This window comes from Ferrimonas sp. YIN67 (assembly GCF_057219095.1).
The window spans coordinates 96,405-120,656 of the sequence record NZ_JBXVVJ010000005.1; the positions used below are offsets into that span (position 1 = coordinate 96,405).

28 protein-coding genes are annotated in these 24,252 nt (G+C 52.1%); 23 read left to right on the plus strand and 5 right to left on the minus strand.

Going from position 1 to position 24,252, the window contains the following annotated elements:
- Positions 1–250: 250 nt before the first annotated feature.
- The 15 genes from AC2D8U_RS12265 (at position 251) to AC2D8U_RS12335 (ending at position 15,517) form a co-directional block, all read left to right on the plus strand.
- Complete coding sequence (locus AC2D8U_RS12265) at positions 251–1,015, plus strand: ABC transporter permease (RefSeq protein WP_484619353.1); 765 nt, start codon at positions 251–253, stop codon at positions 1,013–1,015.
- On the plus strand, positions 1,012–1,662 hold the full coding sequence (locus AC2D8U_RS12270; protein WP_484619354.1) for an ABC transporter ATP-binding protein: 651 nt from the start codon (positions 1,012–1,014) through the stop codon (positions 1,660–1,662). The genes AC2D8U_RS12265 and AC2D8U_RS12270 overlap by 4 nt, the downstream gene beginning before the upstream one ends.
- A gap of 5 nt (positions 1,663–1,667) precedes the next feature.
- On the plus strand, positions 1,668–3,056 hold the full coding sequence (locus AC2D8U_RS12275) for a KpsE/RkpR family capsule polysaccharide export protein (protein WP_484619355.1): 1,389 nt from the start codon (positions 1,668–1,670) through the stop codon (positions 3,054–3,056).
- Entirely contained in the window at positions 3,049–4,701 is a 1,653-nt protein-coding gene (locus tag AC2D8U_RS12280; RefSeq protein WP_484619356.1) for a polysaccharide biosynthesis/export family protein, read from the plus strand. The genes AC2D8U_RS12275 and AC2D8U_RS12280 overlap by 8 nt, the downstream gene beginning before the upstream one ends.
- A gap of 12 nt (positions 4,702–4,713) precedes the next feature.
- Entirely contained in the window at positions 4,714–5,706 is a 993-nt protein-coding gene (locus AC2D8U_RS12285; RefSeq protein ID WP_484619357.1) for a KpsF/GutQ family sugar-phosphate isomerase, read from the plus strand.
- A 17-nt stretch (positions 5,707–5,723) separates the two neighbouring features.
- A complete protein-coding gene (locus tag AC2D8U_RS12290) occupies positions 5,724–6,626 on the plus strand; it encodes a glycosyltransferase (protein WP_484619358.1) in 903 nt (300 codons plus the stop codon).
- A complete protein-coding gene (locus AC2D8U_RS12295) occupies positions 6,610–7,578 on the plus strand; it encodes a hypothetical protein (RefSeq protein ID WP_484619359.1) in 969 nt (322 codons plus the stop codon). The genes AC2D8U_RS12290 and AC2D8U_RS12295 overlap by 17 nt, the downstream gene beginning before the upstream one ends.
- Complete coding sequence (locus AC2D8U_RS12300; protein ID WP_484619360.1) at positions 7,575–8,522, plus strand: hypothetical protein; 948 nt, start codon at positions 7,575–7,577, stop codon at positions 8,520–8,522. Before AC2D8U_RS12295 ends, AC2D8U_RS12300 begins: the two co-directional genes overlap by 4 nt.
- Positions 8,512–9,150, plus strand: coding sequence for a motility associated factor glycosyltransferase family protein (locus tag AC2D8U_RS12305; RefSeq protein WP_484619361.1), 639 nt, complete (start codon positions 8,512–8,514; stop codon positions 9,148–9,150). The genes AC2D8U_RS12300 and AC2D8U_RS12305 overlap by 11 nt, the downstream gene beginning before the upstream one ends.
- A 415-nt stretch (positions 9,151–9,565) precedes the next feature.
- Entirely contained in the window at positions 9,566–10,519 is a 954-nt protein-coding gene (locus tag AC2D8U_RS12310) for a hypothetical protein (RefSeq protein ID WP_484619362.1), read from the plus strand.
- 18 nt (positions 10,520–10,537) lie between these two features.
- The gene (kdsA, locus tag AC2D8U_RS12315; RefSeq protein ID WP_484619363.1) at positions 10,538–11,335 is read left to right on the plus strand and encodes a 3-deoxy-8-phosphooctulonate synthase; all 798 of its coding nucleotides are present in this window, start codon (positions 10,538–10,540) and stop codon (positions 11,333–11,335) included.
- Positions 11,335–11,871, plus strand: coding sequence for a KdsC family phosphatase (locus AC2D8U_RS12320; protein WP_484619364.1), 537 nt, complete (start codon positions 11,335–11,337; stop codon positions 11,869–11,871). The genes kdsA and AC2D8U_RS12320 overlap by 1 nt, the downstream gene beginning before the upstream one ends.
- A 4-nt stretch (positions 11,872–11,875) precedes the next feature.
- Positions 11,876–12,652: a 3-deoxy-manno-octulosonate cytidylyltransferase gene (kdsB, locus tag AC2D8U_RS12325; RefSeq protein ID WP_484619365.1), complete on the plus strand. Its 777-nt coding sequence runs from the start codon at positions 11,876–11,878 to the stop codon at positions 12,650–12,652.
- An 82-nt stretch (positions 12,653–12,734) separates the two neighbouring features.
- A complete protein-coding gene (locus tag AC2D8U_RS12330; RefSeq protein ID WP_484619366.1) occupies positions 12,735–14,828 on the plus strand; it encodes a capsular polysaccharide biosynthesis protein in 2,094 nt (697 codons plus the stop codon).
- A 170-nt stretch (positions 14,829–14,998) separates the two neighbouring features.
- Entirely contained in the window at positions 14,999–15,517 is a 519-nt protein-coding gene (locus AC2D8U_RS12335) for a DUF2780 domain-containing protein (protein ID WP_484619367.1), read from the plus strand.
- 104 nt (positions 15,518–15,621) lie between these two features.
- On the opposite strand, the gene AC2D8U_RS12340 is transcribed toward AC2D8U_RS12335, so the two are convergent.
- On the minus strand, positions 15,622–16,161 hold the full coding sequence (locus tag AC2D8U_RS12340) for a DUF4136 domain-containing protein (RefSeq protein ID WP_484619368.1): 540 nt from the start codon (positions 16,159–16,161) through the stop codon (positions 15,622–15,624).
- 143 nt (positions 16,162–16,304) lie between these two features.
- Between AC2D8U_RS12340 and AC2D8U_RS12345 the strand changes: the two genes are divergently transcribed.
- The 3 genes from AC2D8U_RS12345 to AC2D8U_RS12355 all read left to right on the plus strand — a co-directional run bounded on the left by AC2D8U_RS12345 (position 16,305) and on the right by AC2D8U_RS12355 (position 17,800).
- Entirely contained in the window at positions 16,305–16,505 is a 201-nt protein-coding gene (locus AC2D8U_RS12345) for a DUF1289 domain-containing protein (RefSeq protein ID WP_484619369.1), read from the plus strand.
- 26 nt (positions 16,506–16,531) lie between these two features.
- Positions 16,532–17,398 carry a DUF1684 domain-containing protein gene (locus tag AC2D8U_RS12350; protein WP_484619370.1) on the plus strand — a complete coding sequence of 289 codons (867 nt, stop codon included), beginning with the start codon at positions 16,532–16,534 and terminating at the stop codon, positions 17,396–17,398.
- 114 nt (positions 17,399–17,512) lie between these two features.
- Entirely contained in the window at positions 17,513–17,800 is a 288-nt protein-coding gene (locus tag AC2D8U_RS12355; RefSeq protein ID WP_484619371.1) for a hypothetical protein, read from the plus strand.
- A 306-nt stretch (positions 17,801–18,106) separates the two neighbouring features.
- On the opposite strand, the gene AC2D8U_RS12360 is transcribed toward AC2D8U_RS12355, so the two are convergent.
- From AC2D8U_RS12360 to AC2D8U_RS12375, 4 genes are all read right to left on the minus strand, one after another.
- Positions 18,107–18,352 carry a DUF2960 domain-containing protein gene (locus AC2D8U_RS12360; protein ID WP_484619372.1) on the minus strand — a complete coding sequence of 82 codons (246 nt, stop codon included), beginning with the start codon at positions 18,350–18,352 and terminating at the stop codon, positions 18,107–18,109.
- Positions 18,353–18,363: 11 nt separating this feature from the next.
- The gene (locus tag AC2D8U_RS12365) at positions 18,364–18,612 is read right to left on the minus strand and encodes a VF530 family protein (RefSeq protein ID WP_484619373.1); all 249 of its coding nucleotides are present in this window, start codon (positions 18,610–18,612) and stop codon (positions 18,364–18,366) included.
- Between the two features lie 77 nt (positions 18,613–18,689).
- Positions 18,690–19,070, minus strand: a complete 381-nt coding sequence (locus AC2D8U_RS12370; protein WP_484619374.1) for a YybH family protein — start codon at positions 19,068–19,070, stop codon at positions 18,690–18,692.
- 140 nt (positions 19,071–19,210) lie between these two features.
- The gene (locus AC2D8U_RS12375) at positions 19,211–20,461 is read right to left on the minus strand and encodes a DUF5666 domain-containing protein (RefSeq protein ID WP_484619375.1); all 1,251 of its coding nucleotides are present in this window, start codon (positions 20,459–20,461) and stop codon (positions 19,211–19,213) included.
- Positions 20,462–20,534: 73 nt separating this feature from the next.
- On the opposite strand from AC2D8U_RS12375, the gene AC2D8U_RS12380 reads away from it, so the two are divergent.
- From AC2D8U_RS12380 to AC2D8U_RS12400, 5 genes are all read left to right on the plus strand, one after another.
- Positions 20,535–21,206: a response regulator transcription factor gene (locus AC2D8U_RS12380; RefSeq protein ID WP_484619376.1), complete on the plus strand. Its 672-nt coding sequence runs from the start codon at positions 20,535–20,537 to the stop codon at positions 21,204–21,206.
- On the plus strand, positions 21,175–22,395 hold the full coding sequence (locus tag AC2D8U_RS12385) for a sensor histidine kinase (RefSeq protein WP_484619377.1): 1,221 nt from the start codon (positions 21,175–21,177) through the stop codon (positions 22,393–22,395). Before AC2D8U_RS12380 ends, AC2D8U_RS12385 begins: the two co-directional genes overlap by 32 nt.
- A gap of 148 nt (positions 22,396–22,543) precedes the next feature.
- A complete protein-coding gene (locus tag AC2D8U_RS12390; RefSeq protein ID WP_484619378.1) occupies positions 22,544–22,843 on the plus strand; it encodes a hypothetical protein in 300 nt (99 codons plus the stop codon).
- 143 nt (positions 22,844–22,986) lie between these two features.
- Positions 22,987–23,595: an HdeD family acid-resistance protein gene (locus AC2D8U_RS12395; protein WP_484619379.1), complete on the plus strand. Its 609-nt coding sequence runs from the start codon at positions 22,987–22,989 to the stop codon at positions 23,593–23,595.
- Between the two features lie 292 nt (positions 23,596–23,887).
- Positions 23,888–24,252 (plus strand): hypothetical protein (locus tag AC2D8U_RS12400; protein ID WP_484619380.1); only part of this gene is annotated, 365 nt, incomplete at its 3' end.

The window sequence follows — 24,252 nt, forward strand, 5'->3', positions numbered from 1 at the left end:
GTTGAGCATCATTCGAGTCATGATCGTTTGGTATTCACTTGTGTATTGCAAAGGTTCTATCGGTATCGTACCTTAGCCGCCGTCAAATTAATGGCAGCTTGGTTGAGGTATAGTTCAAGAGCTTCTTGACCGCTCTTTGAATTGAGCGGAGTGCAAGCATGGTAACGAGTGATTAATTACTTGGCTAGCATAGAAAGCGGAGTTTTTATTTTATATGGAGCGATTACACCGTCGCAGTCCATTACACTCGATGAGTGATGTGGTTTTTGCTTTATTAATGCGCGAGCTGAGTACTCGTTTTGGTAATTATCGTATTGGTGTGCTCTGGGCCTTGGTTGAGCCGCTGGCGATTATTGTTGTCATGTCCGTCATGTTTGGTCTCCGAGGTGCAGAAGGGGTCGGCAATGTCGAGTTTCCTGTTTTTGTTGCGACCGGTTTGGTTCCTCTTTTTCTCTTTAAAAATGGAGCCGGGGCGGGCATGAATGCTGCAAGAGCAAATAGAGGGTTGTTCAATTTCCCCATGGTGCGCCCTTTTGCGGCGATTATGACCAGGCTGCTCCTTGAACTTGTCATCTCAATTATTGTTTTTATCGCTTTGACCTCAGGCTTTTGGTATGTCGGCTACCAAGCGTTACCCAATGATCTGCTCTTTGTCGTTCTCTCAATTACCGCGATTTGGCTGTTAGCCTTTGGGTTTGGTTTGATCCTCTGTAGCTTGTTGGAGCACGTCGAGTCAATTAACAAGTTTTGGAGCATGCTGACCATGCCCCTGATGGTTCTATGTGGTGCAATCATGCCGATTTTGAGTATTGTCCCCCCTCAGTACCATCATTGGTTGGCTTGGAACCCCATGCTCCATGCCCTTGAGCTGATACGAGGCGCTTGGATCGCCAACTACCCGATTATCCTGAACCCCATGGATAGCTGGATATATCTCGGCTACTGGGTGCTGGCCACTCTTTTGTTGGGGATGATGCTGTATCGCGTGAATTGGCAACGGATGATCGCCTCATGATTGAGCTGCAATCTGTTTCCAAGTGGTACCCCTCAAAGCTGGGGCGTCGCCACGTTATTAAGGATGTTAGCCTTTCCATCCCCGCAGGCCGAGATGTAGCCATCATGGGGGCCAATGGGGCCGGCAAGTCCACTTTGCTGCGCATGTTGGGGCGCATCGACTTTCCCAACAGCGGCAAAATCATTAATCCCTATCGTACCTCCTGGCCATTGGCTCTGTCGGGTGGCTTTCAGGGCAGCATGAGTGGACGGGAAAACACCCGCTTCGTCAGCCGGGTTTATGGCGAGCACGATCTCGAACAAAAGGAGGCGTTCGTCCAGGAGTTCTCAGGTATTGGCGATAACTTTGAGTTGCCGGTAAAGGGGTACTCCTCAGGGATGAAGTCCAAGTTTGCCTTTGCCCTCTCCATGGCCTTCGACTTTGAACTGTACCTGATGGATGAGGTGATGGCTGTAGGGGATCAGACCTTCCAGCGCAAGTGTAAAGCCGCGCTGGAGGCCAAACGGGAGCGGGCAAATATTCTGCTGGTGGCGCACAGCGCCAAGAAAATGAAGGAACACTGTGATTACGGGCTGGTGCTTCACCAAGGCAAGCTTGAAGCCTATGAAGACCTTGATGAAGCCATCGCCCGGTATCAAAAGCTGTAAACGCTATGAGTTTAGATAAGAAACACAGTAAGACTGAGCAGCCTAAAGGACAGTCTGAGGGAATGACTCAGGGCAGTGCTGCTCTTGATATGGCGGTGGCGAACAAGGTTAAGTCTGTGGTGACGAACAAAGTGATCAAGGGGAGTGACGCAAAGGCAAGTGCCCCCCAAGTCCATCCAGCCAAAGCGCAAAAAGGGTGCGATGCGCTTGTCATGCCATCATGGCAGCGAAAGCTTCGGAAATTTAGAAATAACCCCAAGCTGTTTCTGGTCGATTCCAGCGGACTCAAGGTGGCCAAGCGGACGCGCACCCAGATGCTGAAGCTTGGTGGTTTCCTTTGGGTAGTCGCGGCCTTCCTGCTGGCCTGCATCTATTATGGAGCTCTCGCGTCCGATCGTTTCGAAGCCGAAGCGCGGGTGATCGTTAAGGACGCAGATCGGCCGCAAGCCAGCAGCGACTTTATGCCAGTAATGACCGGAGTCAGCTCGCCAGAACGTGCGGATGCCTTACTGGTTCGTGATTACCTGCTCAGTACCAACCTTATCCTGAAACTGGATGAGGAGTTGCAGTTGAAGGCGCATTATCAGCGCAGCAACTGGGACGGGTTAAGCAGGCTGTCTTCGAATGCAACGCAAGAAAGCTTTTTTGACTACTACCGCAAGCGCACCGACATCGCCTATGACGAGGTGGCCGGGGTGCTCAGCATCAAGGCGCAAGGCTTCACTCCGGATTTTGCTGAACGCCTGGTGGCCAATATGCAGCGTCATGCCGAGCTCTTTATTAATGACATTGGTCATCAGTTGGCCCAGGAGCAGATGCGTTTTGTCCAGCGAGAGCTTGAGCGGGCCATGGACAAGCTTCGCGCTGCAGAGGCTGAGTTGGTGCGCTTTCAAGGTCAGCATGAGCTGCTGAGCCCTACGGTACAAGGTGAAGTGGTCCAGAGCCTGGTCAATGAGTTGAATGCCGAGTTGGTTCGCCTGGAGGCGGAGCTTGAGTCGAAGCAAGCCTACATGCGTGACGATGCGTTTGATGTGGTGGCACTGAAGAACAAGCGCCTGGCTTTGCTCAATCAATTGCAGGAGCAGAAGCGCCTCTTGGCGTCCGATGAGCCTGGAGCGCTGACAGAGCTGAGCACGCTGTTCCGTGATGTAGAACTGAATGTTCGGTTTGCCGCTGACAGTTATCAGTCGGCTTTGGTGGGCTACGAACAGGCGCGAACGGAAGCCTATCGAAAGTTGAAGCACTTAGTGGTGGTGCAGTCGCCCCTATTGGCGGAAGAAGCGGCTTACCCGCTGCGACTGAAGAATCTCCTCACCATTTTTATCGTATTAAGCATGTTTTACGGGATCTGGTCTCTGGTTGTGAAAACCATTAGGGAGCAGGCAGATGCGTAAGGTTAAGCAAGGAAATTGTCGTTTGAATCGCTCGTTAGTATCCCGTTTTCTAAGCCACGGTTTGGCCCTGTTGCTTTGCTTCGTAGCCCCCGTCAAGGCGATTGAGGTCGGTCAAAAGGCCGAAGTGGCTGAGGCCAGTACGGATCTCAATGTCGATGGGCTGCCCTTTGGTCACTGGCTCTTTGGTGGTGATTTCACCGAGCAGTCCTTTGTGGGCTTCAATGCCGACTACACGGTCGCTGTGGGAGACACGATCCAGCTGCAGATGTGGGGCGGAACCGAGTTCCAAGATGACCTCACGGTCGATGCACAGGGCAACATCTTTATTCCCCGTATTGGGCCGGTGCGGCTCCAAGGGGTGACCAATGCCAGTGTGAATGAGGTCGTGCAAGCTGCGGTCGAGCGGGTATACCAGTCCAACGTGGGTGTCTATGCCACCTTGGCTGCGGCTCAGCCGGTGAAGGTGTTTGTGACGGGCTTTGTCGATCGTCCAGGCCTCTATGCCGGTCACAGTGCCGATTCCGTGCTCAAGTTTCTTGATTTGGCCGGTGGCATTTCCCGTGATCAGGGATCCTATATCGATGTGCAGCTTCGACGTGGTGAGCGGTTGCTGGAGACCTACAACCTCTATGATTTCTTGCTCAACGGTCAGTTGGCACAGCGACAATTGCGTGATGGCGATACCTTGGTTGTGCGCCCCGTTGGGGCGCGAGTTAAGGCTCGTGGCCTAGTCCGCCACCCCAATAGCTTCGAGTTCTCCAGAAGAGAGTGGGCTTTGTCGGACGCACTGCGTGTGATGCAGCCTTTGCCACAGAGCACACATGTCAGGATCTCCCGAAAACAGGACCGCTTTGCGACGGTGGAATACCACGCGTTACAGGATGTTGAGGGGATCATGCTGGCTAATGGGGATGTGTTGGAGGTGACCGCTGATCTGCGTGATGCCACTATCTCTGTCCGCGTTGAGGGTGAGCACGACAGTGCCCAAGAGTATGTGCTGCCCTATGGCAGCTCCTTGGCACAGTTGATGGGGCGCATTGAGTTTAATCATCGCTCTTTGCCTGAGAGTGCGCAGCTGTTCCGAGAAAGTGTGAAGCTGCGTCAGGCGGCGATGATCGAGCAGTCGTTGAAGCAACTCGAATCGTCCGTTTTGAACACCCGTGCTGAGACGGCTGAGGCGGCAAAGCTGCGCACTCAAGAGGCGCAGTTGATCTTGCAGTGGATTGAGCGGGCGAGAAATGTTGAGCCCATTGGCCAGGTTATCTTGAGCAACAGTCAAAAAGCGCAGGAGATCATTTTGGAGCCTGGGGACGTTGTTCGTATCCCCCGTCGTTCTGCGCTGGTCATGGTGCATGGTGAAGTGTTGTCACCCACTGCCATTACCTACGACAGGGAAGCCAAATTGATGGACTACATCCGTTTGGCTGGTGGCCTCACTCAGAAAGAATCCAACGTCAAGGTGTTGGTATTGCACCAGAATGGCACCTTCACGGAAGGGGATATTGGCCGACGCTCCAAAACAGTAATGGCGCCTGGAGATGAAATCATGGTGCTAGCGACACCAGACTTTAAATCCCTGCAGGTGACAAAAGACTTTACCCAAGTGCTCTATCAGCTAGCACTTGCCGCAGCAGTAGTAATGTAAGGATACGAATTTATGGCACTTTCCGTTGTAGCACAGCTCCATCCAAGTGATGAGTGTGAATTTGTCACGGCTATCCGAGATTCTTTTTCTGTTCAAGCAGAGGCATTAAGTAACCTTGGTAAGAATTTGAACGCAGATGCCTACTGGCAAGCGATGGAGTTGATCTTGCGCTCCAGCGGGCGCTTGATCATCTCAGGGATTGGTAAATCTGGTCATGTCGGAAAGAAAATGACGGCGACCTTTGCCTCTACAGGCACACCGACCTATTTCGTTCATCCTGCGGAAGCCTTTCATGGGGATTTAGGGATGATCTGCCCTGAAGATGTGGTGATTTTGCTATCGAACTCCGGGGAATCTGATGAGATTTTGCAGTTGATCCCGTCGCTGAAGCGCTTTGGCAATAAGGTCATTGCCATGACGGGCGGGATGAACTCGACTCTGGCTAAGCATGCGGACTGTGTTCTTGAAATAAAGTTTGATCGGGAAACTTGTCCGAACAACCTGGCCCCAACCACTTCAACCACAGTGACTATTGCGATGGGAGATGCACTGGCAGTGGGTCTGATGAAAATGCGCAATTTCCGTGCAGAACATTTTGCACAGTTTCATCCAGGTGGAAGTTTGGGGCGGCGCTTGCTGACCAAGGTTAAGGATGTGATGCACACCGAAAACCTGCCTTTTGTCAAAGTGAGTGATCATCTTCGTCATGTGCTATTTACTATGACAGAGTGTCGTTATGGTTTGGCGGTCGTGCTTTCCGAGGATGGTAAAACGTTAGCTGGATTGATCACTGATGGAGATATTCGCCGGGCATTAAGCCGTAATGAAGTTAATGACTCCATCACTATTTTGGCCAGAGATATTATGACTTCAGAACCAATGATGGTTGATGCGGAAGATATGATTTCCGAAGCCGAAAAAAAAATGAAGGAAAAGCATGTCAAAGCATTGCTTGTTGCTGATGCGTATGGCGAAGTTGTTGGTGTTGTTGAGATTTTTGACTGATTTTCTTTCGGATAATAGTGTTAGTTAACCATGTAATGTCATCGGAAAGTCAATCATCAATATTTGATAGTTTTATTAAATATATTGAAGATGAAGCAACTGATGACATCTGCTTTGTCAAGTCTGTAGATCCTATTGAGGGGGCTGACGTGTATCATTTTCACCGGCCCAATAAATGTAACTTTGTGCCAGGTAAAAGTCTTTGCACTATGCATTTTGATCCATTTGACTTGAGGCAGGGAATAGAATTTTCTGATCTAATCAGGCGACTTCGTGACTTCTCGGTAGTTGCATGTATAAATAGCCAGCAGAAAGCGCTACTCACGAAGCTAAATCTGAGAAATGAGCTTATACCTCATGGTGTTAATGACAAGTTTAATTGGAGCGAAAATAAGACAAGTTGCAATCAGGTTAGAGTTGGTGTTGTTGCTAGACATTATAACGATAATCGCAAAGGAGAGCTTTATCTATTTGAGCTTTCAAAGCATTTCAGAAAACAAGAGTTGTTGTTCTACTATGTTGGAAGCAACTGGGAGCACTCAAAGGTAAAGAAGGCCAAAAATAATGTAATTGTTAGTGTAGAAACGTATCGCGATATTGTTGAGGCGTATCAAAACATAGATGTTCTTTATATTGGTTCTCCTTATGAAGCTGGGCCGGCATCTGTACCAGAAGCTATTTGTTCAAGTACATTCCTATTATCAACAAGGTGTGGGATGGTACCTGATTATATGATTGATGGTGCTTCGGGATATTATATAACTTTTGACATTAAAAATGATGTCGAGAACTTAAGAAGAATAATTAACATTGTGAATGGTGGGGGTAGGCCTACCTTCTCTAGGACTCCCATTACATGGAGTCAGGTAGCTCGCAAGTACCATTCTTTATATAGACAATTGCATGAAAGCCAAAGTTAGAAAGCTAAAAAGAGATCCTAAGCGATTTTTTCTCGATTTCCGAAAGAATCGGGAGAAAGAATTGGCGTCAATTATAAACAAGGAAGAAAAGTCACCTAAGAAGAGCAATTTAGTCTCCTACAGTGGGGGTGAGCTCTCTTACGACAGTGGTGTTGTTGCAATAAATTTAAATGGAGCAGAACCATACAAAAGCTATGGTATGCTTTTTCTCTGCGAGCGGACGACAGCTAGGATTGAAAACGAACGAATTGTTTCCGATCTGGTTAAGAACGACTATATTAGTTTTAGGGAAAGAAACTTAAAAGTAGTTTCGGTGCCACGTGAGGCTTTAGTTAAGCCAATTAATTTTTTGGCATCATACCAGAGCAATAACATGCGACAATCATCGCTTGGCAAATATCGCTGCGTTGTCATTGTTAACCCAGGGAATAATATATCACAATTTGTACGGTCTGCCTCTCCTCATATAATGGTTATTGGAATCTTTACTGAGAGTTTCGAGTCAAAGAGAGATGTTGACCATTATACTAATGGCTTTGATGCGATCATAAGGCACAAGTCTATAAAAAGCCTAAAAGTATTTGAAAGATTACAATATGAATTTGGGAACACTGCACAGCTAGTTGCTTCACTTATTGCGATTTCAAAGAATTTCAGTGAGAAAGTGTATGATTACTTAGTACCAGTGTATGGCTCCATTGGCTATCTCGAGAATATAGATAGTATGAATGAGGGTTGTTTCGATATGTACGTTAAATTGAAAAGTGATGTAAATCCAGCCGACTATGAGAACTTTGCAAGTTTTGAACTTGCCATGTCTAAGAAGGTTGACTTTATTCTTGCTCGAGAGAGTGTATCTCAAAAATTGCAATTTGCCATTAACTCAAAGTCAGCATATGAAATAATCCGCCATGCTACATCTGACAGCATAAGAATAAAGGTGGAGAAGTGAAGATTGTACACTTGAGTAAAACCCCTTTAGCTAACTCTCCAGGGAGAATTAGTAGTGCACTTTCTATGTGTGAAGGTGTAGAGTCTATGCACTTTGTTGAGCATGACTATCCCGGGAAATTAGCAAACAAGATGTTATCAGATAGCATTTTGCTTTCTACTGATCATGATCTAGACGTTATGCGAGAGATGCTCAATGATGCTGACATTTGTCATGTTCATAATGAGATATCGCCCAGTATAATTGATCTTGTTGCTGAAAACTTTTCAGGCGAGCTCATTTATCACGTCCACTCCCCGTTACGGGAAGGGCCACTTTTTGTGGATATGGCAAAACATATGGGTCTTGATTTTGATAAAAAACTGGCAGTTGCTCAGTATCAGCCAAGGATGTATAAAGAATATCATCCTGTTATGAATTTGGTTCCTTACGCACCTACCGATTCAGTAGACTGCAACTCGTCAAAGCAAGTACTGTTTGCACCTGCACATACTCGAACCGGTGGACGCTGGAATGATAAGAATTGTGTTGAACTAGAGCAGGCTGTTGATTCGATAAAAGGCATCAACAGTGTAAGTATTTTGACGCCCCCCATCATGCATCCAAAGCTTCTGTTTGAGTTGCGTAAAAAATGTATAATCACAATTGATGAGATCACTACAGGTTCCTATCACCAAGTTAGTCTAGAAGGCTTAGCTGCCGGGAATGCAGTTATTAATAATAGCGATTATTTTTCTGATGCAATGCTGATGTTGGCAGCTGGTGTGAGCACACTTCCTCCTTTTGTAAAAGCTAATAAAGGCTCAATTAAGAAGGTGATCAATGATTTGGTTTATGATGAAGAGCATTTACAACATGTACGTTCTGAGTCTCTTTCTTATTATAAAAATAACTTGATGCCTGGCATGTTGGTAAAAAGGTTTGTGAGGCTTTATGAAAATTAAGAGCTTAATAAATAAAGAGTCAGGGAAAGTCGCTATTGTTATAGCTAACGGCCCATCAGTTGTTGACACTGATTTCTCTTTTTTATCCGATGAGCATGTTGTTATCGGTATGAATGGTACTCCTTTGCTGGCGAAACAGAAAGACTTTCACCTGGACTATTATGTAGTTAGTGATAGTCGATTTTTGGCTGATAAGGATAAATTCGAGCTGACCAAGGGGTTGGGATCCAAAACTAAAAGAGTTTTTCGTGAGGAGCTAAAATACCAAGATTGCCCTCAATTAATTGATTCAACTTATTATATTCGTTCCTTAGGGCGAGATGGCTTTAGTTTTGATTTGAGTAAAGGGTATTTTTTTGGTTGTACAACAACCTTGCTTGCATTGCAACTGTCATATTACCTTGGTGTCAGGGAGATTTTGCTATATGGCGTCGACCTTGATTACAGCGGAGCCACGCCTCGTTTTTACAAGGAGTCAACAGTAGCACCGATTGATAACTTTACAGGCGTTCAAATACACAACATAAGAAATGCATTTGTAGAACTTTCAAAGCGAGGTGTCAATCTATACAATATGTCAAGAAATTCTTTGCTTATTCCATATGTTCCGATTAAAAATACCGCTTAAACTAGAGCGAGAGCTGGAACTTTATATCAAGGAAAAGAGTGGTTCATTAGATGAGCTGGGTCACTCTAACTTCTGCTCTAGACATATTGATAAATATGATTCAGATGCTTGTGAGCAAAGCCTTGTTTATGGTTTGAATAGTGCGGAGTTTATTGAGTTGACCTATAGGTTTATAATCCTATTCAATAAGAAAAAGTACTATACGTTGAATGGAAGAGTTTATTCATATTTTAAAAGGATGGCATTAATACATGGCGTTGACTTTGAAGTGTATTATTTGCCCATACTGCACCGGTAGAGTTCTTGGCTGTTATTTTTCTTGAGAAATTGACAAGTAACGATTTGTATAATCACATATCTGAGGCTTTGATGAACATTTGTCTTACTGTAACGAACTTCATTTTGAGTGCCATAAATGTCTCTTAATACATCACAAATTATCAAGTTCGTTTACGATGAAAGCAGCTCTGATATCGGAAGGGACTGGGATTCATATGAGCAGTGGCTTAAGGTTTTTAGATACTGGGAAATATCAAACGTAAAAGGATTGCCAGAACAGATTGTGTCCTTGATTCCTCTTAGAGAGCCTATTTGCAAGCTGGTTTTTAAAATGAAAACCGGTCTGATGCCTTTTGATAGAGATTATGTTATTAAGCATTATGAGCATAGCCATGAAGGGATTGATTATCTATTTTATCCAAGCTCGTCATGCATGAGGTTAGTTGTATTGTTCTCAGGCAATGCACCTAGAAAAACTTACAATCGTTATTCTTGGTATTGGGACGAAACGGAAGTTTGGGATGCCAGTACAGCTTTTTTGTTTTTGAATGATACCGAAAACCAATGGTATTGCGGAACACCTCAAAAACCCAAGTTAGATAAGTATGCTGATATTATTAGAAAAAAGGTTTCTGAACTCTCGATTTCTATGTCCAATGTTTTCCTTGTTGGTGGGTCGATGGGGGGATATGCAGCAATAAGAATCGGCTCAATGATGAATGTTGGGGGCATTGTCGCTATTAATCCGCAGACATCACTAGAAGCATCTAAATTTCATAATGATAGCTCCTGGTATACAACGATCGGAGGTTGTGGAAAGGAGTTTGTTTCGGTGGCTGAATGTATTTCAGAAAGCCTTTATTCTTCACCGATTTATTTTGAATGTGGTTCTTATGCTGCTGACTGTTACGATCTGGAGGAAATAAGTAAGATCGTATCAAAGAAAAATATCTTCTTCCTTCTTTGTCGCCATTCATCAACGAAGCATGTGACATCTAGCCCGAGCAAAGAAAAACTTAATACTTTACTTGCCTTATTTGAGAATAGGTCAGTTGGTGTGCAAGAAGCTGAACTTGCTGTAATTGAATAACTGTTAAAAGAGCTCTGTATGTTTTTAATCGCTGGCCCTTGTGCCATGGAATCTGAAGGGCTGGTCATGGATGTGGCCGGCTATATGAAAGAATTGACCGATAAGCTGGGTGTGGAATATATCTTCAAGTCCAGCTTTGATAAAGCAAACCGTAGCTCTGCGGACAGTTTCCGCGGGCCGGGTTTGGAAAAAGGCCTGGAGATCATGCAGCGGGTAAAAGATACCTACGGTCTGCGTGTGTTGACCGATGTACATGAAGATACGCCGGTGGAGCGTGTTGCCGAGGTGGTGGATGTGCTGCAAACGCCGGCCTTCCTGGCACGCCAGACCAATTTTATCCAGCGCGTGGCTCGTTGCGGCAAGCCGGTTAATATCAAGAAGGGTCAGTTTCAGGCCCCTTGGGATATGGCCCAGGTTGCTAAAAAATGCCGCGATGTGGGTAATGACGATATCTGGTTGTGTGACCGCGGTACCTCCTTCGGTTACAACACCCTGATCACCGATATGCGTGGCCTGTCTACCATGCGTAAGACTGGTCACAAGGTGGTTTTCGATGCCACCCATTCGGTGCAACAGCCGGGCGGCATGGGTACCTCTTCCGGTGGTCAACGTGAGTTTGTGCCTGTGCTTGCTCGCGCAGCGGTGGCGGCGGGGATCGACGGCCTATTTATGGAGACTCACCCCAATCCGGAAATTGCTCTGTGTGACGGCCCGAATATGATCCACCTGGACAAGATGGAAGCCATGCTCGAGACCCTGCTTGAGATTGACCGTGTTGTTAAGGCGCGTCCTTATCTTGAGGATGAGCTGGCTTGATGCTGTGCAATGAAGTTAAGGGCGATAAGATCGCCCTTTTTGCGTTCGATATCGACGGTGTGTTGACCGATGGTCGTCTGTATTACGGCCGTGACGGTGAGAATGATGGCCTCAAGGTCTTTCATGCTCAGGATGGTATGGGACTCTCTTTGCTGAAAAAGAGCGGCGTGATCCTGGTTGCGATCTCCGGCCGCAGTACTGAATCGACTCGACGCCGCCTGACGGATCTTGGGGTGCACCACATGATCCTGGGCGAGAAGAATAAGCTTCCACCATTGCTTGAGGTGATGGTCAAGGAGGGGATAGAAGCCAGTCAGATGGCCTTTATGGGCGATGACCTGATCGATCTGCCACCGATGCGCCGAGCCGCGATTTCGATTGCCCCGGCCAACGCGGTTGAAGATGTTAAAGCTGAAGCTGACTGGGTGACACAGCGACGTGGCGGTGAGGGTGCTGTTCGGGAGGCCATCGAACGGCTGTTTGCTCACAATGGCGTGAAAGCTGCTGACTTGGTTGATGAATTGGTGGAGCAATAAACCGATGAATGCTGAATGCAATGCTGAATACTACGTGGTGATCCCCGCACGGTTTGGTTCCAGCCGTCTGCCTGGTAAGCCTTTACTGGATATCTGTGGTAAGCCGATGATCCAGCACACCTGGGAGCGGGTGTTGGAGACAGGGATTGCCCCTGAGCGTGTTTGGGTTGCGACCGATCATGATGAGGTCTTTGCGGCCGTTTCCGCTTTCGGCGGACAGGCGCTCATGACCCGTGACGATCATGACTCGGGCACTGATCGACTGGCCGAGGTGGCGACCGAATTGCGCTGGGCAGACGATGCTATCGTAGTGAATGTGCAAGGTGATGAGCCGTTGATCGAGGCTGCCTGCATTGAGCAAGCTGCGTCTGATCTGATCAACGTGAGTGCTGCGGATATCTCTACCTTGGCGACCCCGGTGGCGGATCTTAACCAGTACCGTGATCCTAATGCTGTGAAGGTGGTATGTGCTGCCGATGGGCTGGCGCTCTACTTCTCCCGTGCGCCCATTCCATTCGACCGAGATGGCCGATTGGAGCAGGGGTTCGATGTATTGTCACCCTTGCGCCATATCGGTTTGTATGGCTACCGTGTTGCGGCACTTAAGCGTTTGGCTGCGATGGCGCCTGTTGCCATTGAGCAACTGGAATGCCTTGAGCAGCTTCGTGCCTTGCATGCGGGGATGAAGATCCACGTCAGTGTGGTTGCGGACTCTCCTGCCCCTGGCGTCGATACGCAATCGGATCTTGAAGCGGTGCGCCAACTCTTTGCTGCACGGTAGTCTTTCGAATTGATAACATCAGTTTGGTTTCTTAATCGCGCGTTGCTGTTTAGTGATGCGCGTTTTTATTTGAGTGCTCTTAATGCTGCTTACTGGCTCTTTTGGTATCGCAAGATCCAACGACATTCATCGCTTTTTCTCTGATAAGCCGATACGTCAGATCATCGGGCGTCGGCGCACTCCTCCTGCTGGTGTGGAAGCCGCCGTTGGGTGGGGGCGTAAGCCCAACACCCAGCGTTCTCGAGCATGGTTCACGGCCCAAGGCCTACCTTTTTGGCAGCTCGAAGACGGCTTCCTTTGCTACGCCGGCCACCCGGGTGATGGGACGATGCGTTACTCGCTGATCGTGGATACCCAGGGGATCTATTACGATGCACGTTCCTCCAGTGATCTGGAGTCCTTGCTTAACGACTCTCCGGGACTGAGCGAGTCGCAGCAGGTGCGGGCGCAGCAGGCGCTGGCACAGATCCAGAACTATCGTTTAAGTAAGTATAACCACCATACCTCCGCCGAGCTGTCCGAGGCGTTGAGTCAGCGGCTTGATTCGGTGGCAGGGCCCAAGGTGTTGTTGGTGGATCAGACCATTGGTGATATGTCGGTGGAGTGCGGACTGGCCGGGCCGGAGTCGTTCGAGCGGATGCTCGCCTGTGCGCTGGAAGAGTATCCCGACTCGCAGATCTTCGTTAAGACCCATCCCGATGTGCTTAAGGGATTGAAGCAAGGTTACCTGACGGGGTTGGATCAGTCTCGGGTGAGGGTGATCAGCGACGATGTGAATCCCTTGGCGTTGGTGGAGGCGTTCGACCATCTGTATGTGGTGACCTCTCAGCTGGGCTTTGAAGCCTTACTGATGGGCAAACAGGTCAGCTGTTTCGGTGTGCCCTTCTATGCGGGGTGGGGATTGACGGATGATCGCAGCGCTCAGATGGAATATGTCGTTCCTCGGCGCACTCAAGCGCTGACCTTGCTGCAGCTGTTCTACCACACCTATTTCGACTACTGCCGTTACCTGGATCCCGCTACGCTGGAGCGGGGCGAGCTGGAGGCGGTGCTCGAGCATTTTATTCACCTTCAGCAGGGCAAAGACAGGACACAGGCTCGGACTATCTATGCCGTGGGCTTCTCGCTGTGGAAACGGGCCTTCGTTCGTTGCTTCTTGGCGCCTTTTGGCCAGACAGTGCAGTTTGTCTCGTCGGAAAGCATCAAGTGCATGGCGACGCCAGACGACGCGGTGGTGCTCTGGGGCAAGAAGTTTTTGACCTTGCAGGCTGAGTTGGCGACTAAGGACGTGCCGGTTTGGCGTATGGAAGACGGCTTTATCCGCTCGGTGGGCTTAGGCTCGGATCTGCGTCGCTCCGGCTCTTTGGTGTTGGATGCCCAAGGGATCTACTTCGATGGCACCGGGCCGTCGGATCTGGAGTCCTATCTGCAAACCCATCTGTTTACCGATGCTGAGCGCCTGCGTGCCGTAGCTCTGCAGCAAACCTTGTTGGCAGGGAAGGTGAGCAAGTACAACGTGGGGGAGCGCGCTCAGGTGGATCTTCAGGCACAGGCCCGCCAGTCCGGCAGAAGCCGGGTGGTGCTGATTGCCGGTCAGGTGGAGGATGATGCCTCTATCGCTTTCGGTGGCGTTGAGATAAAAACCAATGCGGGGTTGCTTGAGCGGGTGCGGCAGTTAAATCCCTATGCTTACGTGGTGTATAAGCCTCACCCGGATGTTACCAGTGGTAATCGCATCGGTGGGGTGAGTGACGAAGTCCTGGCCCGCTGTGCTGATCTTGAGCTGCGCGATGTGGATATCCATGACTGTATTGCCCAGACTGACGAGTTGCATACCATTAGCTCCCTCTCTGGGTTTGAAGCCTTGCTGCAGGGTAAGAGGGTGGTGACCTATGGCTGGCCTTTCTATGCGGGCTGGGGCCTGACTCAAGATGAAGCCCCATCGGAAGTAATAGCACAGCGTCGAACCCGGCAGTTGAGTCTGGAAGAGTTGATCTTTGGTACTTTGGTGCACTACCCAAGCTATTACGACTGGGAAACCCATCAATTCACTACACCGGAAGTACAGGCCAAGCGCTTGTCGGCCGTTCGCGCCGCGCCGCCGAAACGCGAGCGCTTTTGGTATAGGAAAGGGCGTAAGCTGCGTTTTTTGATAGAGGCGTTCATGGCCCGCTAAGTTGCCTAATGGGATCTACACTTCATTGAGTTACTTGGCCATTTTAAGGAGAGCTGAATGAAGAATGCCGTTTTGTTGGCTATCGCGGTGTGGTGGAGGTGCGCTGATCCGGCGGTAACTGAATTTCTGTCTACACTTCAATGAGTTTTGATGTGTATAAGGGAAATGAAATGAACAAGATGATTGGCTCTGCTGTGTTGTTGAGTGCCCTCCTGTGTGCCCCGGTCCAGGCGGGCTGGCTGTCAGATCTCTTTGGCAGCAAGGAGCCGACCGAAAGCGTGGTGGCGCCGGATGCAGCAAACTCAGGTGGCCTGGTGGAGAGTCTGGTGTCTCAGCTTGGGGTGACCGAGGACCAGGCCAGTGGCGGGTCAGGTGCCCTGCTGGCGCTGGCGCAGTCCTCTCTGGGGGGCGAGGAGTGGGGTCAACTGACCCAGCTGTTGCCCGAGGCCAGTGGGCTGGCCGGTGCGGTGGATCTGGGCCAGTTTGATGCGGGGACCCTTGGAGCCCTTGGCGGCCTGCTCGGTGAAGGCGAGGGTGGCCTGTCCATGGCCAATGTACTGGGCGCCTTTGACAGCTTTGGCCTGAATGCGGCCAGCATCGCCCAGTTTGCGCCGGTGATCCTCGGTTATCTGGAGCAGCAGGGTGGGGCCGATCTGGTTGGTCAACTGAGCCAGCTATGGGCGCTCTAAGCCCTCCGCTGTGAGCGAAGCCAAAACACGACGGCCCCCAGGGGCCGTTTTTTCATTCGCTGTGGAAAGGGCAAGCGACTCCCGATCACTGTGCGGAGGGGAAATTAGGGGGCCGGCGGAAACTGCGCCAGCAGTGCAACAACGGCGGAAGTGATCCTCTGTTGTCGCTTTTCCGGATTTTCCCGCTCAGGCAGGGGGATCTCATCATTGCCTCGCCAGATCAGGGCCCCCTGCTGCACCATGTCGATCTGCAGACGCAGCACCTGCTCTTCTCGCTCCCCTACCGGAAAGCTCACCCCACCGCTGATGCTGCCCCGGCTGCCGGCTCGTCCGCCGCCGACCCCTATGCTTAGGCCACTGTCTTTGGTCTGCACGGCGGTATGGCTGCGATAGTGGATGGTGACGGCACTGGGATCGGTTTCCATTCCCTCCTGCCAGCCACGGGCCGACAGGTTGGCCTGGATCGCCGTGGCCATCCGCTGGGCCATCAGGGGATCCTGCTGCTCTTGGGGGCTGGCGAGTTGATAACGATTTATGGTGCTGAAATCAAAGGCATCATTGTAATCCACCTGGCCCCTCTGACTGCTGCATGCGGGCAGCAGGACAAGGAGCAGGGCAAGCAAGCTGGACAGACGCGATGACATAGAGTGGCTCCTTGCTTAATGCTTAGGGTTTAGCAAAGCAGAGTCGGTTGACGGATGCCAGCCTTTTCTCAGCGGCGGCATTAGGCTGACAATGATCTGTGGGAGCGCTATGGTGGAGCCCCCCGATCAGAAGGAGTCAGGATATGAGTGTGTCGAGTCCCTGCGTTGGCCTGTGTAAGTTGGATCCGCAACAGCATTGTGTGGGTTGTTGGCGCCACCTGGATGAGATCGCCGCCTGGCGTACCCTGAATGAGCAGGAGCGTCTCCAGATCATGGCTCAATTGGCACATCGTGGCGAATCATCCCGGCCTGTTGCCGATGACGAAAGTGCAAAGGTAGGCTAGGAGAGCCGAACACGGGAGGATGCAGGATGGGAAGGATCTTATGGGGAGTGATGGTGCTGGTGCTGGCGGCGTGCCAGCCGAGTGTCACTCCGGAGCAGGCGGCCTGGCGCACGGCCTGGCAGGATTGGCTCGATGCTCGGACGGCAAAGGCACGGGATCCTAGCGCCTCATTCCTGAATATCCGCGATGCACGCTACCTTAAGCCGGGGGATCAGGCTTTTCTCGATACTGGTATGGAGGCGGAGATGATCCGCTGGACCGCCCAGCCTGATCAGGCTGATCTGCGTATCGCCCATCGGGGAGAGGGGGTGCTTCTGGAGCAATATGGCGAGCAACGACTGCTGATGGCGGGGGAGGAATATCCCCTCAATGATGGTTTGTTTATTACCTTGGGCGCACTCTATAGCGATGGCCTGCGGGCATTTGTTCGCGATCCGGCGCACCCCAGGGTGGAGGCATTCCCTGGGTATCGATTCTTCGATTACGACCCCATGGCCCGGATCACTGCCCGTTTTGAGCCTCAAGCCCCCGAGGCGGTGATGTTTCAAACGGTCCAGGGGCTGAAAAATCGCTTCTACCGTGTTGGCTGGGTACATTTTGACTGGCAGGGCGAGGCGGTGCAGCTGGCGGCGTATCACACGGATGGCCAGCCTCCCTTTCAGGAACTGCTGTTTTTCTTCAAAGATGCCAGCAATGGGGTAACAACCTACGGGGGCGGGCGCGAACTCTATGTGGAGCTGCCCTCAGGCACCGGCGTGCCCTTTGTGCTGGACTTCAATTACACGGTCAATCTTTACTGTGCCCACTCCACCTTTTGGAACTGCCCGGTTCTTCGGGATCCGCCCCTATCTATAGCGGTAAATGCGGGTGAAAAACGCCCTGGCAGACATTGATCCCGATCATGAAATTCTTTCACTTTTGAGCATTTCGCCAGCGGTGGGCTAGTCCCTGATCCACACTTGAGTGTGAGTTCGTTTTGAAAGAATGAGGTCCGTCAGGGGGACGTTATGATTGTGCAGAATCGAGAGTTTCGTTTGTTGGAGCCGGAGCATGGACGGGCACAGATCTGGATCGATCCCACCGGCCTGGTGGAGGTGGATCTGGAGCCGTCCGGAGAGCGCTATTTGGCTTCGGTGGAACAGCTAGGGTTCGTTGATGACAGGCGAGGAACCCGGGTGGTCTGCCGTGGCCCGAAGACTTGGTGTCTGACGCTGCATGAGCAGGATGCCGGTCGGCTCAAAGCGATGCTGCGCGATGCTGACGAGGATCTGGAAGATCTGATGCGAGATCTCTAGGCTGTTGAAATTTAGAGCAAGATCTCAATTAGTGCCAAGGGAGCGTGTCACACTGGCTGGTGAGCACCGCGGCAAGAGGAGATGCCATGCAAACCGTTACCATTGTCCTTCTGTTCCTATTGGCTCTGATGGGCGTCCTGTTTTTGATGCTCCCCAAGCGGCGGAAGAAGCGCAAGGAGGCATTGAAGCCCATACCGAACCATGCTCGCAAACGTAAGCCGAGGAAGCGGCGAAAGGCGAATACGACGGTTCATTGAGAACCCAAGGGGGGGCCACTGGCCCCCCATGGCTGGTATGGGGGCCGCGCTACTCTTCGTCTCGGATCACCTGGACGTCATCGAAGCCCAGATCCCGAAAGTAATTATCGCGAAAGTCACGGTGGGCCTGCTTGTCCCGGGTACTGGCCTGAACTTGCTGTTCCAGCATCTGGTAGCTGCGGATATCGAGGCCTTCGGCGATGGCGGCGGCCTCAAACATGCTGTGGTGTTTGTCGTTGGCGTAACCGATGATCTTGGTTTCACCTTGGTAGCTGTACTTGAGTTTCAGTGCCATGAAAGGATCCGTTAAATAGGTTGATAGGGCCAGCTCAGGGGCTGCTCCAGGGTCATCAGGTAGAGTTTCTCTACCTTCTCCCGGGCCCAGGGAGTACGACGCAGGAACTTGAGACTGGATTTGATACTGGGATCGTGCTGAAAGCAGCGTACCGGGATCAGTTGTCCCAGGGTTTCCCAGCCATAGGTGGTTTCCAGCTGTTCCAGCATGTCCTGCAGCTTGACCCCGTGCAGCGGGTTGTTCGGTTGCTCTTGGGTCATGGTCTGGCCTGTTTTAGCAAAGCGCGCATTGTCGCCTCTTGGGGCGGTGAGGTCAAAACATCACGACATGGCCCCCTTTAGGGCTCGCCCTGCTCCAGTATGGAGAACTCATCCCGGGCCAGCAGCCAAATCCCCTGTTCGCTGCGTTGCCACCGCTCGTGAGTGATGACCCCTCGGCCGATGTTCATCGACCAGTTGGCGCCCAGGACTATGGTGTTGGCGTCCAGTTCCTTCAACCAGATCTCGGTATAGACCAGATCCGTGGCGCCCCCTTGCATCAGTGGGCGCCAAAACTGCTCTATCTGTTGATGGCCATGAAAGCTGCCCTTCGGCTGGACGATTAACTCGGCGTCTGGTTGGTAGCGACTGACGCAGTAATCGACGTCGCCAAAATTAAAATGATGGATCCAGGCCTGGCTGGCTTGCAGAACTTCGATTAGGCGGTCTTGGTTGTTCATATCAGGATCTCTTGAGTGCCTGATCCACAGGATGGCATAGCCACGCCATCTCGAGGCCCAACCAGGACAAAAAAACCAGACCGCTGCACGTGGGCGATCTGGCTTGGGTTGCATGGGTTGCTCTTGGTTCGGGCGCGGGATCAGTCGACGTCGACGTCACAGTCCCACAGTTCATAGCCGTTGAAATCGCAGTCGGCCTCGACCCAGAGGCCGTGGTAGCCATTGAGACTGCCGTCAGTGGCGGCGTAGCCCCACAGGGTGTTGTCGGTCACGCGTCCTTCCAGATCCACGTCGTCCTCGTAACGATCTTCTCGTTCGATCTCCAACGCATAGAAGCGGCCATCCCGTTTCACCCCCTCTATCTCGACCCACTGACCGTGGACGTTTTCCGGGCGCAGGCCATCGTCCCAATCGGTACGGGCGTCGGTGGTAATGGCGATGCCATTGATGGCAATGGTGTTGTCCAAGGTATTCCAGTGGGCTTCACCGGTTACTTCAAACTCCCGACCGCCAAAGTCGTAGTCCTCCTCAAACTCCACCTCTTCGGCGTAGAGGCGATCATTTCTGCGCTGAAACTCCACTTCGATCCAACGGCCGGCTTGCAGATCGCTGCGTTGACCATCGTCCCACTCGGTACGTTCATCCACATCAAAGCGGAAGCGGTGATCCAGCTCGAACTGGGTAATGGCGCTGTTAACCCAGGTGACCAGGCCTTCGATCTCCCCTTCGCGGGCACCGATCTCGTTACCGGTATCTGAGGAGAGGGTGATCTCGCTGGCGATCAGGGTGTTACCTTCGTAGTGACCCTGCACTTCGGCCCAGCGCCCTTCGCTCAGGGTACCGTTGTGAATTGCGGCGTTGCTGAACTCCACGCTCAGGTGGCCCAGGGTAAAGGCGACGCTATCCAGCTGTTCGATGCGGCCTTCCACTTGTGCCCAGTTGGGGTGTTCCGGCAGTTGGTGAACATCCCGCACCAGCAGGCTGTTGTCGGCGATGATGCTGCCGCTGATGGCGGCCCAGTCACCGTTGCTCAGGCCGTGATCAATGTGGCTGACGTGGTAGCCATTGATCCGGAAGTCGGCACCACTGACGTTGCGGATCTCACCCACGGTGATGGGATTGAGCTGGATGCTCTGAGCCTGGCTGCCCAGGGCGCTGAGGCGCACGGCCATGCCGGTTTCCAGCTGGGACAGATCCCAGGACTGGCTGGCGTAACCGATCTCGGCATGGGTAGCATCGAAGGGGTGTCCATTGACGGTCACCCGGTTGTCGGTAATGGTTTGAATGGTGCCTTGGACAAATGCCGGAGCGGATTGTGTCCCGTCATTGCTGCCACCACAGCCAGATAGCAGCAGGCTCAGTGTCAGGGCGGAAGAGAGTGGGTACTTCATAAAGACTCCTATGGTTTTACGCGGCCGGAGGCTAAGTGGACGAGGGTGAAAAAAGCGTGAAAAAGGCGAAACTGTGAACATTTTATTGGTGGAAGACGATCCGGCGGTCGCCGAGACCGTCAGTGATTTTCTGATCCTGGCGGGCCATGCGGTGGATTGTGCCTATACAGGTCGCGGCGGGCTCACGCTGATCCAGCAGCAGCCGTTCGATCTGATCATCCTGGATCTGATGCTTCCGAGAATGGATGGCCTGAGTCTTTGTCGTGCCCTGCGGCAGCAGGAGCGGCTGGATACACCGGTGTTGTTTTTAACGGCCCGGGGCGAGCTCAAGGATAAGCTGGCGGCGTTTGGTCTCGGCGCAGACGACTATCTGGTGAAACCCTTTGCGCTGGAAGAGTTATTGGCCCGGAGTGAGGCTCTGGCCAGCCGGGGGCGGCGCCGAGATATCGGCCGCCTGCAGGTAGCGGATCTGTGTCTGGATCTGGCCAGCGGCGAGGTGAGCCGGGCACAACAGCCCTTGAAGCTCAACCCGGTGCAGTTGCAGATCCTCACCCTGTTAATGCGTCATGCGCCGGATCCCGTCAGTCGCGACACCCTGATTGAGCGACTGTGGCAGGGGCAACCGCCGGACAGTGATGCCCTCAAGAGCCACATTTACGGCTTGCGCAGCGTCATTGATAAGCCTTTTGAGATTAAATTGTTGGAGACTTTACATGGCCGAGGGTACCGATTACGTCAGCCCTAAGCATTCCGTTCGCCGGGGGATGATGTGGTCGATCGTCGGGGTTTTTGTTGGTCTGACGCTCGCCTACAGCACTCTGGTGTTGCTGGTGGAGCGACGGATGGAGGCGATCAGCCTGAATCACTGGCTCGATGTGGAGTTTGCCCGTTTTAGCAGTGAGTGGCGGGAAGATCCCGCGCTGGCTCGGGTGCCGGATCCCACACAGTTTCAGCTATTTGAGTTCCATCAGCGGCCGGACTATCTGCAAGAATTTGATGTTCCAGGGTTTTATCGAACCTTGGTCGAAAGGGAGGATAAACACTTCATCGTCGCAGTCGGTCCGGACCAGGCCTTATGGTATCTGGTGTTTCGGCGGGATGCGGACGACTATCTGGATCCCTACGAACAGCGTTTGCATCGGGTGTTGTACAGCGTCCTGACGCTGTTTTTCCTGATCGGGCTGGGCTTGTCGATCTGGTTGAGCCGGGTATTTTCCCAGCCGCTGGAGCGCCTGCAGGACAAGATCCGCCACTGGCGCAGCGACCAGCCGCCACTGCAACCGGGCAGTCAGTATCGGGAGCTGCATGCGGTGGAGCAGGCCCTGGCGGAGGCTCAGCGGGAGATCCGCAGTGTGTTGATGAGGGAGCAGGAGTTTAGCCGCTTTGCCGCTCACGAACTGCGTACCCCTTTGATGGTGATGCAGGGCTCCATCGAGCTGCTTCAGCGATTGCCTGAGCCGGACCCGCCGGGCGACAAGGCGCTGAATCGTCTGGCTCAGGCTCAGCGGGAGACTCAGACGCTGGTGGAGACTTTCTTACTGCTGGGGAATCCGGATCTGGATCTGGACGTTGAATCGCTGGATTGGCTGGCTCTGACTCAGGAAGCGCTGGATGCCCGAGCTCAGGCGTTTAGCCGAGTGCAGTGGCGGGAGCCGCCCAATGGCCGGATCCTGGGTTCACCTGTGCTGGCCCGGATCTTGACTCGCAATCTGATCAACAACGCGGCCCATCATGGTGACGGGCAGCTGCTTCTCTGGCTCAACGAGAGGGAGTTTGGTTGTTGCAATGCCTGTGGTGAAGGTGACGCCGGATATGGGGTCGGACTGGATATCGTCAGACGTTGTTGCGAGCGCAGTGGCTGGGGCTTCGTTCGGACCAATGCTGAAGGGATGTTTCAGGTGCGTATCCTTTTTGCCCAGGCGTCAGAGGGGTAGTTTTTTAACTTGATCCGGCGCAAACATGAGTGAGATGCCGGAGAAATATCACTCAAACACCATGCAAGTTTGGCGGGATCTACCAAACTGGTCGATGTTTTCTTTCGCTATGACGTTTATGTCACCACCATTTCAAGGAGACAGTGCCATGGAAGTGCAAATCAAGTCGTTTCAGTTAGCGGGATCTGAGCCGGAGCAGAGCCAGTTTGTTGTGGATCCCTGCGGCTTTCTCTTCGTTGAACTTGCTCAATCGCAGCAAGAGTACACAGCCCCCTTTGGGCAGTTGGATTTTGAGCCGGACCGGTCTGGGCATACTCGATTGAGTGCGCGATCTCACGGTGGCGGTTGTGATTGGCAATTGCTGCTTCAAGATGAAGATGCCGGTTATCTGCTCTGCCTGATCGGCAGCGTGGAGAGTCAGCTGGAAACCCTGCTCAATCCCGCCTGATGTCGTTTGGACCTCATCGGTTGCTTTGACTCCGATAGGCGTTATCACCTTCGTCTCACCGGATTGTCACAAACCCTCGTTGTGCCAGGCAGGCGATGCCGTGATGCGCTAGCTTTGGAGGAGGAGTTTTCAGGAGGCTGGCGATGATAACCAACTTGGCGGCAATGGGGGCTAAGTATGGCCGTGTCTTTGGGGCCGTTTTGCTTGTGCTTGGTACACTCTCCATCGCCATGCCCTGGATCACAGGGCTTGCACTCGAGTGGCTGGTGGCAGGGGTGCTGACCCTGTCCGGTGCGTTTCAACTGGCTCTGGCCTTCAACCTGCGAGGGCAGCCGGGCACGGCAGTTCGCTGGGTGTTTGCGCTTCTCATCTTGTTGGCCGGTGGCTATCTCTGGATACATCCCGGTGCCGGTCTGGCCATTGCAGCCTTGGTCTTAGGATTCTACTTTCTCCTTGATGGGCTAAGCCTGTTGCTGCTCAGCCGTCGAGCCCGCCCGGGGCGGCAGCGCCTTCTTAACCTTGGAAGCGGTGTCATTACCCTGGTCTTGGCATCGGTGATCCTCTGGCAATGGCCGGACTCTGGACGCTATGTTATTGGGATCCTGATCGGTGTGAAGCTGTTGTTGTGGGGGATTGCCCTGCTACTGGTTGCACGGCTTGCCGATCAGGCCTCGGTGCAGTGGCAGCAGGCTGAGGAGGAGGTTCGCTTTCGCCAGGCTCGAAATATTGATCCGGACGAGCCAAAACACTGAATCCCATATTTCCCGAGCCCGCTCCTTTGGCACAAGCGAAGCGGGCCCACATCATTTGGTCAACGACACTGACACGGCATCTGACGGTATGGCACAGGCATCGCTGAGCACTTGGGTTATTAAGGCTTTTTCTTATCGGGGTTTATCCTATGTCAGCCGCATATAACAGGGGGGATGGCTGCTGGCTTTCAATCCCTTTCTCGCCTTTAATTCCTCGGCTCACTCAATAAAAAACACATTGCAACCAATAACTTGCAGCATCTCCGTGCTACTTATTGCACATGGAGGTTGTATGAAATTGGTTCGTGTTTTGGCCTGGTCCGGAGTCTTGTTACTGCCCTCGAGCATGGCCCAGATGCAGTGCTATGTCACGGGGGAGGGGCCAGCCCTGTTTTCCTATGGCGTTTGTTCCGGCAAATTGCTGCGCCCGAGCCCTGAGCAGGGGATCGAGATCAGTCAGTTGGCTGTCAGGGTGATGGCGTCGCGTCTCTCTACGCACTACCGACCTCGGGGCGATGCCGAGTGGGAGAAAAACGTTAACGTGCTGGGCGATGCCGAGTGGGAGAAGAACGTTAACGCCCTGGGCGATGCCGAGTGGGAGAAGAACGTTAACGCCCTGGGCGATGCCGAGTGGGAGAAGAACGTTAACGCCCTGGG

Bases quoted from the DNA above. Each gene is read 5' to 3' on its own strand.
- AC2D8U_RS12265 (WP_484619353.1), top strand. From the start codon at position 251: ATGAGTGATGTGGTTTTTGCTTTATTAATGCGCGAGCTGAGTACTCGT.
- AC2D8U_RS12270 (WP_484619354.1), top strand. From the start codon at position 1,012: ATGATTGAGCTGCAATCTGTTTCCAAGTGGTACCCCTCAAAGCTGGGG.
- AC2D8U_RS12275 (WP_484619355.1), top strand. From the start codon at position 1,668: ATGAGTTTAGATAAGAAACACAGTAAGACTGAGCAGCCTAAAGGACAG.
- AC2D8U_RS12280 (WP_484619356.1), top strand. From the start codon at position 3,049: ATGCGTAAGGTTAAGCAAGGAAATTGTCGTTTGAATCGCTCGTTAGTA.
- AC2D8U_RS12285 (WP_484619357.1), top strand. From the start codon at position 4,714: ATGGCACTTTCCGTTGTAGCACAGCTCCATCCAAGTGATGAGTGTGAA.
- AC2D8U_RS12295 (WP_484619359.1), top strand. From the start codon at position 6,610: ATGAAAGCCAAAGTTAGAAAGCTAAAAAGAGATCCTAAGCGATTTTTT.
- AC2D8U_RS12305 (WP_484619361.1), top strand. From the start codon at position 8,512: ATGAAAATTAAGAGCTTAATAAATAAAGAGTCAGGGAAAGTCGCTATT.
- AC2D8U_RS12310 (WP_484619362.1), top strand. From the start codon at position 9,566: ATGTCTCTTAATACATCACAAATTATCAAGTTCGTTTACGATGAAAGC.
- kdsA (WP_484619363.1), top strand. From the start codon at position 10,538: ATGTTTTTAATCGCTGGCCCTTGTGCCATGGAATCTGAAGGGCTGGTC.
- AC2D8U_RS12320 (WP_484619364.1), top strand. From the start codon at position 11,335: ATGCTGTGCAATGAAGTTAAGGGCGATAAGATCGCCCTTTTTGCGTTC.
- kdsB (WP_484619365.1), top strand. From the start codon at position 11,876: ATGAATGCTGAATGCAATGCTGAATACTACGTGGTGATCCCCGCACGG.
- AC2D8U_RS12330 (WP_484619366.1), top strand. From the start codon at position 12,735: ATGCTGCTTACTGGCTCTTTTGGTATCGCAAGATCCAACGACATTCAT.
- AC2D8U_RS12335 (WP_484619367.1), top strand. From the start codon at position 14,999: ATGAACAAGATGATTGGCTCTGCTGTGTTGTTGAGTGCCCTCCTGTGT.
- AC2D8U_RS12340 (WP_484619368.1), bottom strand. From the start codon at position 16,161: ATGTCATCGCGTCTGTCCAGCTTGCTTGCCCTGCTCCTTGTCCTGCTG.
- AC2D8U_RS12345 (WP_484619369.1), top strand. From the start codon at position 16,305: ATGAGTGTGTCGAGTCCCTGCGTTGGCCTGTGTAAGTTGGATCCGCAA.
- AC2D8U_RS12350 (WP_484619370.1), top strand. From the start codon at position 16,532: ATGGGAAGGATCTTATGGGGAGTGATGGTGCTGGTGCTGGCGGCGTGC.
- AC2D8U_RS12355 (WP_484619371.1), top strand. From the start codon at position 17,513: ATGATTGTGCAGAATCGAGAGTTTCGTTTGTTGGAGCCGGAGCATGGA.
- AC2D8U_RS12360 (WP_484619372.1), bottom strand. From the start codon at position 18,352: ATGGCACTGAAACTCAAGTACAGCTACCAAGGTGAAACCAAGATCATC.
- AC2D8U_RS12365 (WP_484619373.1), bottom strand. From the start codon at position 18,612: ATGACCCAAGAGCAACCGAACAACCCGCTGCACGGGGTCAAGCTGCAG.
- AC2D8U_RS12370 (WP_484619374.1), bottom strand. From the start codon at position 19,070: ATGAACAACCAAGACCGCCTAATCGAAGTTCTGCAAGCCAGCCAGGCC.
- AC2D8U_RS12375 (WP_484619375.1), bottom strand. From the start codon at position 20,461: ATGAAGTACCCACTCTCTTCCGCCCTGACACTGAGCCTGCTGCTATCT.
- AC2D8U_RS12385 (WP_484619377.1), top strand. From the start codon at position 21,175: ATGGCCGAGGGTACCGATTACGTCAGCCCTAAGCATTCCGTTCGCCGG.
- AC2D8U_RS12390 (WP_484619378.1), top strand. From the start codon at position 22,544: ATGGAAGTGCAAATCAAGTCGTTTCAGTTAGCGGGATCTGAGCCGGAG.
- AC2D8U_RS12395 (WP_484619379.1), top strand. From the start codon at position 22,987: ATGATAACCAACTTGGCGGCAATGGGGGCTAAGTATGGCCGTGTCTTT.